The organism is Methyloceanibacter sp., from assembly GCF_035650995.1.
GTDB lineage: Bacteria > Pseudomonadota > Alphaproteobacteria > Rhizobiales > Methyloligellaceae > Methyloceanibacter.
On sequence record NZ_DASRGO010000042.1, the window covers coordinates 15,721 to 31,503 of the forward strand.

14 protein-coding genes are annotated in these 15,783 nt (G+C 65.6%); 7 read left to right on the plus strand and 7 right to left on the minus strand.

The genetic code is table 11. The features are described 5' to 3' along the window. Positions 1-16: 16 nt before the first annotated feature. The 5 genes from recF to rpsT all read right to left on the minus strand — a co-directional run bounded on the left by recF (position 17) and on the right by rpsT (position 5,467). Positions 17-1,216, minus strand: a complete 1,200-nt coding sequence (gene recF, locus VFB18_RS03590) for a DNA replication/repair protein RecF (RefSeq protein ID WP_414675641.1) — start codon at positions 1,214-1,216, stop codon at positions 17-19. Next, a complete protein-coding gene (gene dnaN, locus VFB18_RS03595; protein ID WP_324971102.1) occupies positions 1,213-2,331 on the minus strand; it encodes a DNA polymerase III subunit beta in 1,119 nt (372 codons plus the stop codon). Before dnaN ends, recF begins: the two co-directional genes overlap by 4 nt. A gap of 272 nt (positions 2,332-2,603) precedes the next feature. Further along, complete coding sequence (gene dnaA / locus VFB18_RS03600) at positions 2,604-4,040, minus strand: chromosomal replication initiator protein DnaA (protein WP_324971104.1); 1,437 nt, start codon at positions 4,038-4,040, stop codon at positions 2,604-2,606. Positions 4,041-4,155: 115 nt separating this feature from the next. Then, complete coding sequence (locus tag VFB18_RS03605) at positions 4,156-4,602, minus strand: rhodanese-like domain-containing protein (RefSeq protein ID WP_324971106.1); 447 nt, start codon at positions 4,600-4,602, stop codon at positions 4,156-4,158. A gap of 595 nt (positions 4,603-5,197) precedes the next feature. Next, complete coding sequence (gene rpsT / locus VFB18_RS03610; RefSeq protein WP_324971108.1) at positions 5,198-5,467, minus strand: 30S ribosomal protein S20; 270 nt, start codon at positions 5,465-5,467, stop codon at positions 5,198-5,200. Between the two features lie 215 nt (positions 5,468-5,682). On the opposite strand from rpsT, the gene VFB18_RS03615 reads away from it, so the two are divergent. Next, on the plus strand, positions 5,683-6,690 hold the full coding sequence (locus VFB18_RS03615; RefSeq protein WP_324971110.1) for an NAD-dependent epimerase: 1,008 nt from the start codon (positions 5,683-5,685) through the stop codon (positions 6,688-6,690). A 5-nt stretch (positions 6,691-6,695) separates the two neighbouring features. Here the strand turns inward: VFB18_RS03615 and VFB18_RS03620 are convergent, their stop codons facing one another. Beyond that, positions 6,696-7,526 carry an enoyl-CoA hydratase gene (locus VFB18_RS03620; RefSeq protein ID WP_324971112.1) on the minus strand — a complete coding sequence of 277 codons (831 nt, stop codon included), beginning with the start codon at positions 7,524-7,526 and terminating at the stop codon, positions 6,696-6,698. 15 nt (positions 7,527-7,541) lie between these two features. Further along, the gene (mutM, locus tag VFB18_RS03625) at positions 7,542-8,441 is read right to left on the minus strand and encodes a bifunctional DNA-formamidopyrimidine glycosylase/DNA-(apurinic or apyrimidinic site) lyase (RefSeq protein WP_324971114.1); all 900 of its coding nucleotides are present in this window, start codon (positions 8,439-8,441) and stop codon (positions 7,542-7,544) included. Positions 8,442-8,528: 87 nt separating this feature from the next. On the opposite strand from mutM, the gene ubiE reads away from it, so the two are divergent. From ubiE to VFB18_RS03655, 6 genes are all read left to right on the plus strand, one after another. After that, positions 8,529-9,305: a bifunctional demethylmenaquinone methyltransferase/2-methoxy-6-polyprenyl-1,4-benzoquinol methylase UbiE gene (ubiE, locus tag VFB18_RS03630; protein ID WP_324971116.1), complete on the plus strand. Its 777-nt coding sequence runs from the start codon at positions 8,529-8,531 to the stop codon at positions 9,303-9,305. 12 nt (positions 9,306-9,317) lie between these two features. After that, the gene (ubiB, locus tag VFB18_RS03635) at positions 9,318-10,895 is read left to right on the plus strand and encodes a 2-polyprenylphenol 6-hydroxylase (RefSeq protein WP_324971118.1); all 1,578 of its coding nucleotides are present in this window, start codon (positions 9,318-9,320) and stop codon (positions 10,893-10,895) included. Positions 10,896-11,001: 106 nt separating this feature from the next. Beyond that, entirely contained in the window at positions 11,002-12,294 is a 1,293-nt protein-coding gene (coaBC, locus tag VFB18_RS03640) for a bifunctional phosphopantothenoylcysteine decarboxylase/phosphopantothenate--cysteine ligase CoaBC (RefSeq protein WP_324971120.1), read from the plus strand. Then, a complete protein-coding gene (gene dut, locus VFB18_RS03645; RefSeq protein WP_324971122.1) occupies positions 12,291-12,743 on the plus strand; it encodes a dUTP diphosphatase in 453 nt (150 codons plus the stop codon). Before coaBC ends, dut begins: the two co-directional genes overlap by 4 nt. A 456-nt stretch (positions 12,744-13,199) precedes the next feature. Next, positions 13,200-14,027: a HesA/MoeB/ThiF family protein gene (locus VFB18_RS03650; protein ID WP_324971124.1), complete on the plus strand. Its 828-nt coding sequence runs from the start codon at positions 13,200-13,202 to the stop codon at positions 14,025-14,027. Between the two features lie 494 nt (positions 14,028-14,521). After that, the gene (locus VFB18_RS03655) at positions 14,522-15,763 is read left to right on the plus strand and encodes an FAD-dependent oxidoreductase (RefSeq protein ID WP_324971126.1); all 1,242 of its coding nucleotides are present in this window, start codon (positions 14,522-14,524) and stop codon (positions 15,761-15,763) included. The last annotated feature ends 20 nt before the right edge of the window (positions 15,764-15,783 follow it).

The window sequence follows — 15,783 nt, forward strand, 5'->3', positions numbered from 1 at the left end:
CGGGCGCCGGGTGGAATCAGACGCCGATTTTACCCCGATTCACTGCCAAGATTTGGGCGTCTTGCGCGATCGGGGTGAATAGGTCGCGGTCGGTTCCGGTCATCCAGGCCTGGGCCCCGAGCCGCAAAATTTCCCCAAAAAGGGCGGTTCTCCGGGCTTCGTCGAGGTGGGCTGCGACCTCGTCGAGGAGGACGAGGGGAGCGGCCCCTTCGATATCCTTAACGAGCTCGGCCTTGGCGAGGATGAGCCCGATCAGAAGCGCCTTTTGCTCGCCTGACGAACACTGCTCGGCGGGCGCATCTTTCGGGCCGTGAAACACTATTAGGTCGCTCAAATGGGGTCCTTCAAGGGCCCTCAAGGCGGCCCTGTCGCGCTCGCGCGCGACGCTCAGAGCCTCCCGGAATTCGTCCTCGACCTCGGTTGCCGCCCTCCCGTCGAGCGCCTCCTCGAGCCTACCTTGGAGCGCCAGCACGGCGTAAGGGAATGGCGTGTCGGCGCCCCGCGCCTCGCGCTCCCGCTCGATCAGCGCGGCGAGCCTCTGCGTGGCATCGCGGCGAGCGGCGGCGATGGCGACACCGGCCTCCGCCATCTGCTCCTCGAGCCCCTCGAACAGCGCGCGCGATCCCTCGCGCATCTGGAACAGGCGGTTCCTCTGGCGCATGGCGCGGTCGTAGCGGCCAAGGGGCGAGCGCATCTTCGGGTCGATCATGAGCACGAGCCGGTCGAGGAAGCGGCGCCGCTCCGACGCTGGCCCGGTGAAAAGGCCATCCATGGCCGGAATGAGCCACACGAGCCTGACGTAGTCGGAGAGTGCGCCTGGGCTCGCGTCCTTGCCGGCGACGCGGACCGTCCGCCCGGTACTCTCCTCGTGCGATCCTGGGAGAAGCCCCGTGCCGACCTCGACCTCGCCTTGCGGAGAGACGATCTTCGCCGCGACGGCAAAGCCGCCCGCGCCGTCTTTGCGGCAAAGCTCGTGATAGGGACGCCCGCGCAAGCCGTGACCGGGGCCGAGCAGGGAAACCGCCTCGAGCAGGTTGGTCTTGCCCGAGCCGTTGTCGCCGACCAGCACCACGGGCTCCGGCCCGAGCGCAAGCCGCGCGCTGGCATAGTTGCGGAAATCGGTGAGCTTGAGCTCCTCGACGAATAGGCGCCCCGGCGCCGGGCTGTCAGCCCGTGCCGCCACGATCTCGTCCTTTCCGCTGAGAGAGGGCCTCATACCCGCATCGGCATGAGCACGTAGAGCGCAGACTGATCCTTGACGTCGCGCACCATGGTCGGTGAGCCGGGATCGGCGAGCTTGAACTCCGCCGTGCCGCTTTCGAGCTGCTGGGAGATGTCGAGCAGATAGCGGGCGTTGAAGCCGATCTCGAGCGGATCGAAGCCGTAGTCCACGGGAAGCTCCTCGGTGGCGCTGCCGCTCTCGGGGTTGTTGACCGAGAGCGTGAGCTTGCCGTCGTTGAGCGTGAGCTTGACGGCGCGGCCCTTGTCGCTCGACAGCGTCGAGACGCGATCGACGGCCTGCGCGAAGGCGGCGTTGTCCACCTCCATGCGCTTGTCGTTTCCTTGCGGGATGACGCGCTCGTAGTCGGGGAAGGTACCGTCGATCAGCTTGGAGGTGAGCACCACGCGCGAGGTCGTGACCCGGATCTTCGACGGCGACAGCTCGATGCGCACCTCGCCGTCGGCGTCCTCGACGAGCTTGGCGAGCTCCAGCACGGTCTTGCGCGGCACGATCACGCCGGGCATGCCCTTGGCGCCTTGGGGCAGCGGGTGCTCGACCTGGGCGAGTCTGTGCCCGTCGGTGGCGACCGCGCGCAGCATGGGCTTCCCCGACGACTCGGTGGCATGCAGATAGATGCCGTTCAGGTAATAGCGTGTCTCCTCGGTCGAGATGGCGAAGCGCGTCTTCTCGATGAGCTTCTTCAGGTCGGATGCCGGCAGTGAGAAGCTGTAGCTGAGGTCGTCAACGCTGAGCGCGGGGAAGTCGTCGGCCGTCAGAGTCTGGAGCAAGAACTGCGCCGGTCCACTCGTGATTACGAGCCGGCCCTGCTCGCCGTCGCGTTGAAGCTCGATGTCGTTACCTTCCGGGAGCTTGCGCACGATGTCGTAGAACATATGGGCGGGCACGGTGGTTGCGCCTTCGCCCTTGACGCGCGCGGGCACCGTTTCCACGAGCTCCATATCGAGGTCGGTCGCGGTCAGCTTGAGCTCGTTGTTGCGGGCGCTTAAGAGCACATTGGACAGGATCGGAATGGTGTTCCTGCGCTCGACCACGCTCGCCACGTGCGCGAGCGCGCGTGAAAGACCCGCTTTGTCGATGCTGAGCCGCATGGCCCGTACCCCAATTCTTGTTGATTTCTCCCGGGTGCGAGGGGCCTTTCGCCGAAGCCTTGGCCAAAGCTCCGGTAAAGGCCGCCGATCCGAGCGAAGAGGCTAAGACTCCCTTGCAAGACCTTGCCGCGATAAGGGCCATAATTCAAGGGGCATGGGAGGGGGCTTGGGGCAGGAAAAAGGGCCGCCGATTGCCGATCCCGGGCGGCGATCCGCAAGCGCGGGCGGGGGACGCCTCGGGCCTGCACCCGAGCCCCCGCCGCGCCTTCCCTCTAGTCGCGCAGCAAGCGCTTCAGAAGCTCGATCTCCTCGCGGAGCTGGTTGTCGTCGTTCATCAGCTGCTCGATCTTGCGGATCGCGTGCAGCACGGTGGTGTGGTCGCGGTTGCCGAATCGCCGCCCGATCTCGGGCAGCGAGCGCGAGGTCAAGAGCTTCGCGAGATACATGCCGATCTGGCGCGGGCGCACGATCGAACGGTTGCGCCGCCCCGACAGGAGGTCGCCGCGGTTCACCCCGTAATGCTTCGACACCGTGCGCAGGATGTCGTCGATGCGCACGCGCCGGGGTTCCGCGCCGCGCATCAGGTCGCGCACGATCTGCTCGGCGTTTTCGATCGTCACCGGCTCGTCGGTGAGCTGGTAGCTCGCGCGCAGGCGGTGCACCGCGCCTTCAAGCTCGCGCCCGCTTTCGGTGAGCCGTTCGGCGAGGAAGGAGAGCACGGTGTCCGACACGTTGAGCCCGCGCGTCTCGGCGCAGGCTTCCTGCGCGCGTTTCGCCAGGATCTTGTGGCGCAGCTCGTACTCCATGGCCCCGATCTCGGCGACGAGGCCGCCGCCGAGCCGCGAGCGCATGCGCGTGTCGAGCTTGTCGAGATGGGTCGGCGCGCGGTCGGCCGCGACCACGACTTGCCGGCCGCCGTCGATCAGCGAGTTGAGCGTATGACAGAACTCCTGCTGGATGGTCGGTCCCTGCAGGAACTCCATGTCGTCGATCAGGAGGATGTCGATTTTCCTGAGCTTCTCCTTGAAGGCGAGCGCATCGCGCGCGCGCAAGGCCTGCACGAAGCCACTCATGAAGCGCTCGGCGGTGAGGTAGAGCACCTCGGCCTCTGGCTTCCTCTGCTTCACCTCCCAGGAGATGGCGTGCAGGAGGTGGGTCTTGCCCAGCCCGACATTGCCGTGGACGAACAGGGGGTTGAACAAGGCCTGCGGGGTCGAGAAGGCGCTCGCCACTTCGAGCGCCGCGGCATGAGCGAGCCGGTTCGAGGTGCCGACCACGAAGCTCGCGAAGGTGAGCCTCGGGTCGAGCGGGGAGCCCTCGAATCCGCCGTAGCCGGTGCGGAGCGGCATGGGCAGCGGCGCGTGATCGGCTGCCGGCGCCGGGACGGGGGCAGGGGAAGCGACACGCTTCTGCCGCAGCGCGTCGCTCGCGCCGTCATTGCCGAAATGAGGCTGCCTGACCCTGAACTCGATCCGCTCGGCCGCCGGCCATTCGGCCCGCGCCAATCTCAGGACAGAGTCGTAGTAATGCGTTCTAAGCCAATTGCGAAGAAAGCGCGTCGCCACGGTAAGGTGGACGACCTGATCGTCCACCTGGTCAAGCTCCACCCCCCGGAACCAGCTGGCGAAGACATCTTCCCCCAGTTCTGCGCGGAGCCTGCTCTTGATTTTTGCCCAAGCTTCGCTTGGGGCGCACTGCTCTTGTGCCACGGTTCTTGCTCTTTCCCATTCGTATCGTTCGCGCCGTTACGCACCGCACGCCTCACACTTGAGCAGTCAACAAGATCGACGCGGACAGCCATGACCGTCCTTACAGCGAGCTGCCTCAGCTTTGTTGCCAAGGCAGACCCGCCGCCTTCCAACCTGCAACAGTTCCCCGATGCCTGTCGTCGTCGAGCGGGCCTTCGAACCCGCACGCGACGTTGTGACAATTGCGAAACCCTACCGACGCCATCGCCTTGGCCGCAGCCAGGCTCCGGCTCCCCGAACGGCAAATGAAATAGAGATCGTCATCCGGCTGGACGCCGAGTGCCTTGAGCTCGCCGACCAGGCGCTCGGTAAAGCGCGGATCGACGGCTTGGTCGGGAAAGGTCTGCCATTCGACGAGAACGGCACGCTTGCCCAGTGGCCCGAGATCCGGGATGCCGACATAGGTCCATTCGGCGCGCGTGCGCACGTCGACGAGCTGCGAGCGCGGCTTGGACACGAGGCCTTCCCACGTCGTGCCGATATCCACCTCGTCAACCGGCTTATCGCCGCCACCTGCGCCCAATTGAAACCTTCCTCCTCTAAATCTCGCGCTAGTTGTAAGTACAAATCGGATGCGGACCACTATAGGTTGGAGGCATCGACGTATTGCGACACGACAACCCACAGGTTACGCATCAACATTCCACATAGTGTCCCCCGCTCATTACGCCAGAGACAAAGAAAACCTGTTCCCGGCACGTGCCAGGCACAAGATACTCGATTGTAAAGGAGGGGTATGCCCCGTTCGGATGGTTGGACTATACACATGCGCCATGCCCTGATCAAGCGAGCGGGCGTCACCGAAAAGGCGTCAAAACGGGCGTAATCGGAGGACTCAGCGGGCTTTTCCAAGCCACTGTGCAATAAGACGGATTCATGACCGCGAGGCTCACGCATGGCCATGCTGCAGGCCTCTTCCCAATGACAAACTGTTGCACGATTTTTTTTGCGGGGGCAGCCCAAAATTGGACGGGCGCGGGGGCCGTTGCCGGCACCCCAAGGGCAAGCAGTTGAAATCTTCGTTGAATTGACATCTTGGGGCGCGCGCAGAGGCGCGGGAGCCTTGTTGCTTCAGTGCAACAGGAGCGGCTTTTTTCGTCCCTGTGGGAACTAACTCGTCAGGGGGTGCCCATGGCGCCGATGCGCTTGGCGAGCCGCGAGACTTTGCGCGAGGCGGTCTTGCGGTGGGTCACGCCCTTCTGCGCTGTGCGCACCATGATCGGCTCGGCCTCTTTGAGCGCGGCTTGCGCCGCCGCCTTGTCGCCGGAGGCGATCGCCTCCTCGACCTTGCGCACCGAGCTCCGCATCCGGCTTCTCCGCGCCTTGTTGACGGCGGTGCGGCGGACGGTTTGACGGACGGCTTTCTTCGCCGATTTGGTATTCGCCATGGACTTTGTCCCTTGAGGCGCGTTCAGCCATCAAAAGCGGCCGAAAAAGCGCTGAATTGAGCGGATGATTAGCGGCCTCTATAGCGAGCGCGCCCTAAAGCGTCAACCGCGCGAAAGAGACGCCTGCTCGGCAATTGACAGGAACGCGCGGCGATGGCTCTCCTTGCGCGCCCATGCGGGGCAGTCGCCGGGACCGAGGTCAAGACAACAAGCTCATGCGCATTCTGGTTACCGGCGCCGCCGGCTTCATCGGCTATCACACGGCGATGCGCCTGATTGCGCTCGGGCACGAGGTGGTCGGCTTCGACAATCTCAATTCCTATTACGATGTGTCGCTCAAGGAGGCGCGCCTGCGCAATCTCGAGCGCCACGGCTCCTTCCGGTTCGTCAGGGCCGATCTCGCCGACCGGACGGCGGTGGAGGCGACCTTCGCCGAGGAGAAGCCGAGGCGCGTCGTGCACCTCGCGGCGCAAGCCGGCGTGCGTTACTCGCTAGACCATCCGCACGCCTATATCGGCTCCAACGTCGCGGGCTTCCTGCACATCCTCGAGGGCTGCCGCCATCACGGCATCGAGCACCTTGTGTTCGCCTCGTCGAGCTCGGTCTATGGCGGAAACCGCGCGCTCCCCTTCAAGGTCGACGACAACGTCGATCACCCGTTGAGCCTCTACGGCGCCACCAAGAAAGCGAACGAACTGATGGCGCACGCCTATGCCCATCTCTTCAAGGTCCCGGTCACCGGCCTGCGCTTCTTCACCGTCTACGGCCCGTGGGGCCGTCCCGACATGTCGCTCTTCATCTTCACCCGCAAGATCCTCGCAGACGAGCCGATCCCGGTGTTCAATCACGGCCGTCACGCCCGCGACTTCACCTATATCGACGATGCGGTCGAAGGCGTCGTGCGCGCACTCGATCACGTCGCCACGCCCGATCCGGACTGGCGTCCCGAGGCGCCTGATCCAGCGACTTCCTCGGCGCCCTACCGCATCTACAACATCGGCAATCACTCTCCGGTGGCGCTGCCCGACTTCATCGCCATGATCGAGAAGGCGACGGGGCGCAAAGCCAGGCTCGACATGCTTCCGGCGCAGCCCGGCGATGTGGAGGAGACCTACGCCGACGTCGAGGCGCTGAGACAGGCGACCGGCTTCAGCCCGAGCACGCCGCTCGAGGAGGGGGTCAAGCGCTTCGTCGCCTGGTACCGCGACTTTTACAAGGTCTGAGCTCCCTAGCGGTTCCTGAACTCCGGTTTCCGCTTCTCGATGAAGGCGGCCATGCCTTCCTTCTGGTCCTCGGTGGCGAACAGCGAATAGAACTGGCCGCGCTCGAAGCGGGCGCCTTCCGCAAGCGTCGTGGCGAAGCCGCGATTGATCGCTTCCTTGATCATCATCACCGCGTGCTGCGAGAGGTTGGCGATCTTGTCGGCGGCCTTCATCGCCTCGTCCATCAGCTCTGCCGCCGGCACCACGCGACTCACGAGATTCGAGCGCTCGGCCTCCTCGGCGCTCATGCGCCGCCCCGTAAGGCAGAGCTCCATCGCCTTGGCCTTGCCGACGGCACGGGTCAGCCGCTGCGTGCCGCCATTTCCCGGCATGATGCCGAGCGTGATCTCGGGCTGGCCGAACACGGCGGTGTCGGCGGCGAGGATGATGTCGCAAGCCATGGCAAGCTCGCAGCCGCCGCCGAGCGCATAGCCTGCGACCGCAGCGATGATCGGCTTGCGGCAGTTCGAGATGCGGTCGAACGGCGCGAGGAAGTCGCTGCCATAGGCCTCGACGAAGGTCTTTTTGTGCATCTCCTTGATGTCGACGCCGGCGGCGAACGCCTTCTCGTTGCCGGTGATGACGATGCAGCCGATGCCGGGATCCGCCTCGAAGCGGTCGAGCGCGCGGTTGACCTCGCCGATCAACTCGGCGTTGAGGGCGTTCATGGCTTCGGGCCGGTTGAGAGTGATCACGCCAACCTTGCCTTTGGTCGAGGCGATGATCGTCTCGTAGGCGCCGTCGCGTTTGGGGGCCACAGGCTCCGGTTCGGCGATGGTGAAGACATTCAAGAACATGATCGTTTCAGTCCCCTAGGTTTGACAGGTTGGACAAAAGAAAGTCGAACGTCCTCCCTGGACGATGCGGCGTACGGTTCCTCCGCAGCCTTTTTTGGCGCAAGGTTTTCCCTCGCGTCCGTAGACGTTGAACGTATGCTGGAACTCGCCGAGCGAGCCGTCCGCGCGCCTATAGTCGCGGAGCGATGAGCCGCCGGCCTTGATTGCGTCCTTCAGCACCGCCTTGACGCTCTCGACAAGCGCCTCGGTCCGCGCGGTCGGCTTGCCGGATTTCGTGGCGAGCGCGCCGGCGAGCCGCTTCGGCGAAATTCCGGCGCGGAACAGCGCCTCGCAGGCGTAGATGTTGCCGAGCCCGGCGATAAGCCTCTGATCGACGAGAGCCGCCTTGATCGAGGTCTTCTTGCCCTTGAGCTTCGCGGCGAGCCATTCCGGCGTGAAGGATGACGACAGCGGCTCGATACCGAGGCCTTTGAACAGCGCGTGGCTCGAAAGCTTTTCCGCCTGCACGAGGTCCATGAGCCCGAAGCGGCGCGCATCCGAGTAACGGATCGCCGTACCGTCGCGCATATGAAACACGATGTGCTCGTGCTTGGCGCCATCCTCCCGCGCGGTCGCCCGCGCCTGCCGGCCTTCCCGGGCGGGCGAGGTCGAAACCCCATTGGCATGGTCGATGCTGAAACTCCCGGTCATGCCGAGGTGCATGACGAGCACCTCGCCGTCGTCGAGCCGCACCAACAGATATTTGGCACGCCGGTCGAGCGCCTCGATCTTCCGGCCCTCGAGCCGCTCGGAGAAGCGCTTCGGCAGCGGGAAGCGCAGATCCTTCCGCCTCTGCTCGACGCGCGCGAAGGCGTTGCCGATGAGGATCGGCTCAAGTCCCCTGCGCACTGTCTCGACCTCCGGAAGCTCAGGCATGGTCGGTCCTTTATCGCAGCGCAAAAGGCGCTCCGTTGCGCTGCAACAATAGCCTGATCCCGGCCCTTGCGCTATTGTCCCCGCGCAATGTCCCAAGACTTCGAGACCAAAGGCCCAAAGGAGCGGAAGGCGAGCTTCGGCTTTGCCGCCGTCGACGAGAGCGCCAAGCAAGGCCTGGTAAACGCGGTCTTTTCCCGGGTCGCGCGCAACTACGACCTGATGAACGACGTGATGTCGGGCGGCCTCCACCGGCTGTGGAAAAGCGATTTCGTGAGTCTGCTTGCTCCGCCCAAGAGCACCGTTCCCTATGCCCTCCTCGATGTTGCGGGGGGCACCGGCGATATCGCGCTGAAGGCGCTCGAAGTGGCAGGTGCGGGGACCCGTGCCGTGATCTGCGATATCAGCGCCGAGATGATGGAGGTGGGGCGGGCGCGGGGCGCGCGCTTCGGCGACCGGCTGACATTCGTCCAAGGCAATGCCGAATGCTTGCCGTTTTGCGATCGGAGCTTTGATGCCTATACAATCGCCTTCGGCATCCGCAACGTCACCCATATCGACACCGCGCTGGCCGAAGCCTTCCGCGTGCTGAAGCCGGGCGGAAGGTTCCTCTGCCTCGAATTTTCGACCGTTGAGGTGCCTCTGCTCGACACGCTCTATGACGCCTATTCGTTCAATGCGATCCCGGCGCTCGGTGCCCTTGTCGCGGGCGATTCCGCCTCCTATCGCTACCTCGTCGAAAGCATCCGCCGCTTTCCCGATCAGAAAACCTTCATGGGGCTGATCGAGAATGCGGGCTTCGAGCGGGCGCGCTACCGCAACCTCAGCGGCGGGATCGCCGCCATCCACTCCGCCTGGCGGTTATGATGAGGCCATGACGTGAACGCGATCGCCAACATGGTGCGGCTGACCAAGGCGGGCGTCGTGCTCGCCTGGAGTGGTGCGCGCGTTCTGCCCGAGGATGCGAACCTGCCGGCGCCGCTCGTCCTGTTCGGGCGCGTGACCGCTCCGCTCCGCAAGAACGGGGCGGGTGACGGCAACGAGACGAAGCTCTCGGCCGCGCTCACCTCGCTCGGGCCGTCCTACATCAAGCTTGGCCAGTTCCTCGCCACGCGCGACGACATTATCGGTCGCGAGCTCGCCGCCGACCTCGCCACGCTCCAGGACCGCCTGCCGCCCTTCTCGCAAGAAGATGCGCGCAAGGCCGTCGAGGAGGCGCTTGGCGCACCGGTGGACAAGCTGTTCGCCGAGTTCGGACCGCCCGTCGCAGCGGCCTCGATCGCGCAGGTGCACAAGGCCAAGGTCAAAACGCCCGACGGCACCCTGAAGCCCGTTGCCGTCAAGGTGCTTAGGCCTGGTATCGAACAGCGCTTCAAGCGCGATCTCGATTCCTATTTCTTCGCCGCGCGCGCGCTCGAACGTTTCCACCCGCGCTCGCGCCGGCTCCGTCCCGTCGCCGTGGTCGACACGCTCGCCAAGTCCGTCGCCATCGAGATGGATTTGCGCATGGAGGCGGCCGCCATCTCGGAGATGGCCGAGAACACCAAGAATGACGACGGCTTCCGCGTGCCGGTGGTTGACTGGACGCGGAGCGCGCGCCGCGTGCTGACCCTGGAATGGATCGACGGCATCCCGATCTCCGATCACGGCGCGCTCCGCAAGGCGGGCTACGACCTGAAGGCAATCGGCGCGCGGCTGATGCAGAGCTTCCTGCGGCACGCCATGCGCGACGGCTTCTTCCATGCCGACATGCATCCCGGCAATCTGTTCATCGACGCGGAAGGGCGCATTGCCGCGGTCGATTTCGGCATCATGGGACGGCTGGGAGCGAAAGAGCGGCGCTTCCTCGCCGAGATCCTCTATGGCTTCTTGAACCGCAACTACACCCGCGTGGCCGAGGTGCATTTCGAGGCGGGCTACGTGCCGCGCAAGCACTCGATCGCGCAATTCGCGCAAGCCCTGCGCGCGATCGGCGAGCCGATCCTCGACCGGCCCGCAAGCGAAATCTCGATGGCGCAGCTCCTCGGCCAGCTGTTCCAATATACCGAGGTGTTCGACATGCAGACGCGCCCCGAGCTTCTCCTCCTGCAAAAGACCATGGTGGTGGTCGAGGGCGTGGGGCGGAGCCTCGACCCCGACCTCAACATTTGGGTCGTAGCCGAGCCCGTGGTGCGCGAGTGGATGGAGAAGGAGCTCGGCGCCGGCGCGCGGCTCGAGGCGGCCGCCGAAGGAGCGGCGAGCGTCGGGCGCTTCATGGGCGAGCTGCCCAAGCTTCTCGGCCAGGCCGAACGTACCGCCGGCGCGTTTGCCGCCCTCATGGACGAGGGACTCCGTCTCGACGATCAGACGGTCGAGCGGCTGGCCGAGGCGCAAGCGCGCCAGAACCGGGCGAACCGCCTCGGTATCTGGGTCGTTGCCATCGCGCTTGTCGCCATCGCGCTCGCGCTACTCTTTTGAGTATTGGTTGTTAACCCCAAATGATAGTCATGGCCGGGCTGGTGCCGGCCATCCACGGTTTTCATCTAGTCCAAGACGTGGATGCCCGGCATAAAGCCGGGCATGATTGCGGAGTGGTAATGGCGTGCAAGGAAAGCGCATCCTCTTGATCGTCGGCGGCGGGATCGCCGCCTATAAGAGCCTCGAGCTCACCCGCCGCTTGAAGGAGCGCGGCGCTTCGGTGCGCGCGATCCTGACGAAGGGCGGCGCCGAGTTCGTGACGCCGCTTTCTTTCTCCGTGCTCACCGAGGAGCGCGCCTTCACCGATCTGTTCGACCTGCAGGACGAGGCCGAGATTGGGCACATCCGCCTCTCGCGCGAGGCCGACCTGATCGTCGTCGCGCCGGCGACAGCCGACCTCCTCGCCAAGATGGCGCATGGGCTTGCCTCCGATCTCGCCACCGCCGTCCTGCTCGCGACCGACAAGCGCGTTCTGCTCGCCCCCGCAATGAACGTCCGCATGTGGGAACACCCCGCGACGCAGCGGAACCTCGCCACGCTCCGCGCCGACGGCGTCCATTTCGTCGGGCCCGAAGAGGGCGAGATGGCCTGCGGCGAGTTTGGCCTCGGCCGCATGGCCGAGCCCGCGGCGATCCTCCAGGCGATCACCGGACTCCTCGGCGGACGCGATACGCCTTCGGCGACCGTTCGGCCGCTCAAGGCTCAAGGCGCACCGCAGACCGGCGCGTCACTTTCGGGCCGTCACGTGCTCATCACCTCCGGCCCGACGCAGGAGCCGATCGATCCCGTGCGCTATATCGCCAACCGGTCGTCCGGCAAGCAGGGCCATGCGCTCGCCCGCGCCGCGAAGGCGCTCGGCGCTAACGTGACGCTCGTGAGCGGGCCGGTCGCCCTTCCCGATCCCGATGGCGTGCGCGTGATCAAGGTCGATACCGCGCATGAGATGCTGGCGGCGGTCCTTTCGGCGCTTCCCGCCGACCTTGCCATTTGCGCCGCCGCTGTCGCCGATTGGCGCGCCTCCGACGAAGCCCCGCAGAAGCTCAAAAAGCCGCCCGAGGGCAGCGAGACCACGCTCAAGCTCACCCTCAATCCCGACATTCTCGCCACGATCTCGCGGGCGGGTCCCGCGCGTCCGCGGCTTGTCATCGGCTTCGCCGCCGAGACCGAGAGCCTGATCGAGAACGCCAAGTCCAAGCTCAAGAGGAAGGGCGCCGACTGGATCGTCGCCAACGACGTGTGGCCCGGGACCGGCGCCATGGGCGGGGATCGCACGCAAGTGCATCTCGTGACCGAGCGCGGCGTCGAGGACTGGCCGCCGATGAGCAAGGACGAGATGGCGGAGCGGCTGCTTGCCCGCGCGGCGGAGGCGCTTCAGGCCCTTCGCCCAGCTGCGGAATGAGCGTCACGGTCCGCGTGCAGCGCCTGCCGCACGGCGAGGGCCTGCCGCTTCCCTCTTATCAATCAGAGCATGCCGCGGGCCTCGATCTCATCGCCGCGCTGCCAGAGGACGCCCCGATCGAGCTCGAGCCGAGCGACCGCGCGCTGGTGCCGACCGGCCTCGTCATCGAACTGCCGCAAGGCTACGAGGCGCAAGTGCGTCCGCGCTCGGGCCTTGCGCTGAAGCACGGCGTCACCGTCCTGAACAGCCCCGGCACGATCGACGCCGACTATCGCGGCGAGGTCAAGGTGCTTCTCATCAATCTCGGCGCCGAGACCTTCTTGATCGAGCGCGGCGACCGCATCGCCCAGCTTGTGGTCTCCCCGGTGACGCATGTGGAGATCGTGGCAAGCGACGCGCTCGGCGCGACCGAGCGCGGGCCGGGCGGCTTCGGCTCAACGGGAAACTAGCGATCGATTGAAAAAGTCGGATGAGAGCCAGGCCACAAGCGCGGGCTCCCATCCCCTAGCCTTCATTATTCCACGGCGCCTTTGTTGTGACCCGGGGCGTAGCCCGAGGCGCCAGGAGAGCTTCCGCTCTCCGATTGTTTGCCGGGCGCGTATTCGGACGCGCCAGGACCCGTGCTGTTAGGGCTGTTTTGCATCTGGTGACCAGGTGTTGAGGACGGGCCGCTGGGGCCTCCCTCATTTTGCATCTGATGGCCGGGTGAGTTGCCAGAAGCGCCGGGGCTGTCGGCGGCGCAAACGGCAGCGGTTCCGAGAAGCAGGACACACAAGGTTGAGAGGATTGTCTTCATTATTTCGCCTCCTTGTTCGGACCTGAAAGCAGGCTCAACGTCTTCGAGGTGGCTGCGTTCCCGGCCGCCGTCTCTCCCCCAATGCGAAGGGATGGCATAGATTACGTCAATGACCCTTACCCCTGACGAGGTCCTGCGCTACAAGCGCCAGCTCGTGCTGAAGGAGATCGGCGGCGAAGGTCAGCAGAAGCTGAGAGCTTCGCGCGTGCTGATCGTCGGCGCCGGCGGCCTCGGCTCCCCGCTTATGCTCTATCTCGCCGCGGCGGGCGTCGGGGTCATCGGCATCATCGACGACGATCGTGTCAGCCTCGACAATCTCCAGCGCCAGATTGCGCACGAGACGAAAAGCGTCGGCAAATACAAGACGAGGAGCGCGGCCGAGGCGATCGAGCGCGTCAACCCGCACGTCGAGACGCGCCTCTATACCACGAGACTCATGCCGGAGAACGCGCTCGGCATCATCCGCGACTACGACATTGTGGTCGATGGCTCCGACAATTTTGCCACGCGCTATCTGGTCAACGACGCCTGCTATTTCGCCAAGCGGCCGCTCGTGTTCGCTGCGGTTGGGCCGTTCGACGGCCACCTCACCACCTTCCGCGCCTTCGAGACTGATGGTGGCGGCAACCCGCGGCCCTCCTATCGCTGCCTGTTCCCCGAGCCTCCGCCCGAGGGCACCGTTCCGCCGTGCTCGGAGACCGGGATTCTCGGCGCGGTCGCGGGCGTGATTGGCTGCTTGCAAGCCGTGGAGGTGGTGAAGGAAGTGCTCGGCATCGGCGAGGGATTGGTGGGCAAGCTCCTGCTCTACGACGCGCTCGAGGCCCGCTTCTCGACCGTCGCCTATGCCTGGGACCCCGAGAACCCGCTCAATGGGCGCGAGCCGCGGTTTCACGACCTCTCGCATCTCCGCGAGGCCGCGGTCGAGGTGACCGGCTGAGGGCCGGCGGTTGACGCCCGGCACGGGGGCGGGCATGACGCGTTATTGGAGTGCCACCGCGGCCACAAACACAGTGAGCGCGGGCGGCGTGGCATAGCCTGACTTCGCGGCGAGGGCGCCCCGAAACCCGATGGGACACCTATGAAACCACATGCATTCATTGCTGCCGCCGCATTAGCGGCTCTTCTCTGCGGCTGTTCCGGGAGCCAGCCCGAGGCGCAGGCGGGACCCCCCGGTCCTGCTGGCCCCCAAGGACCGCAAGGACCGCAAGGCGAGAAAGGCGAGCCGGGTCCGCCGGGCAACGCGGGGATCAGAACGATAAGCGACCCGTGTCCCAAGCACTGCACGCTGACCTGCTCGGACAACGAGCGGGTGTTGAATGCTTATGTCGTGAAGGGCACCGGGGCCGTTGCACATACGAGCGAGCAGTCGGTTGATTTCGACACCCGCCGCCAGGCCGGGGCTGGGCCTGCGCTTGTCTTCTGCATTCCCAAATGAACCAGCTGACCACCGAGACCATCACGACATCGTGCGTAATCGCGGGCGGCGGCCCTGCCGGGATGATGTGCGGGCTCCTGCTCGCCCGCGCCGGCATCGACGTGCTCGTGCTGGAAAAGCACGCCGATTTCCTGCGCGACTTCCGCGGCGACACCATCCATCCCTCGACGCTCGAGATCATGTACGAGCTTGGCCTGCTCGGGGCTTTTCTCAGGCGGCCGCACTCCGAAGTGCGCGAGCTCGCCGGCATCGTCGGCGACGACCGCATCGCGCTCGCCGATTTCTCGCATCTTCCCACCCACTGCCGCTTCATCGCCCTGATGCCGCAATGGGACTTTCTCGATTTTCTCGCCGAGCAGGCGCGGCGCTACCCCTCCTTCAAGCTCAAGATGCGCGCCGAGGTCGACGGCATTCTCGAGGACGGCGAGACGATCGTCGGGCTCTCGGCCAAGCAGCCTGAGGGACCTCTCGAAGTGAGATCCGATCTCGTCATCGGCGCCGACGGACGGCATTCGGTCGTGCGCGAGAAGGCGGGCCTCAAGGTCGAGGACCTCGGTGCGCCGATGGATGTGCTGTGGTTCCGCCTGCCGAAGCGCCCCGACGACGAGGGCCAGACGCTCGGCCGCATTCAGGCTGGCGTCGTGTTCGTGATGCTCGACCGCGGCGACTATTGGCAGTGCGCCTATGTCATTCCCAAGGGCGGCTTCGCCGAGCTCAGGCGCCAGGGGCTCGACGCCTTCCGCAAGGCCGTGGTGGCGCTCAATCCGCGACTCGCCGACAGGGTTGCCGAGATCGCCTCATGGGACGACGTGAAGCTCCTGACCGTGACGGTCGATCGCTTGGCGCGCTGGTACCGCAAGGGGCTCATCTGCATCGGCGATGCCGCCCACGCCATGTCGCCGATCGGCGGCGTCGGCATCAATCTCGCCATTCAGGATGCGGTCGCTGCGGCGAACATCCTGTGGCGGCCGCTGCGCGAGGGACGAGTGAGCGAGGCCAGCCTGCGTAAGGTGCAAGAGCGGCGCGAATGGCCGACCCGCGCCACGCAACGGCTTCAGCTCTTCATCCAGGACCGCGTGATTTCGAACGTGCTCGCTCTGACGAGCCGACCCGCGGCGCCGCTCGCGGTGAAGCTGTTCAATTGGCTGCCGGCGCTCCGCCGCATTCCGGCGAGGCTCATCGGCATGGGCTTCAAGCCCGAGCATGTGCGCTCGCCTGCGCTCCCGCCGAGAGGTTAACGCCAGACGGGTGGAACGGG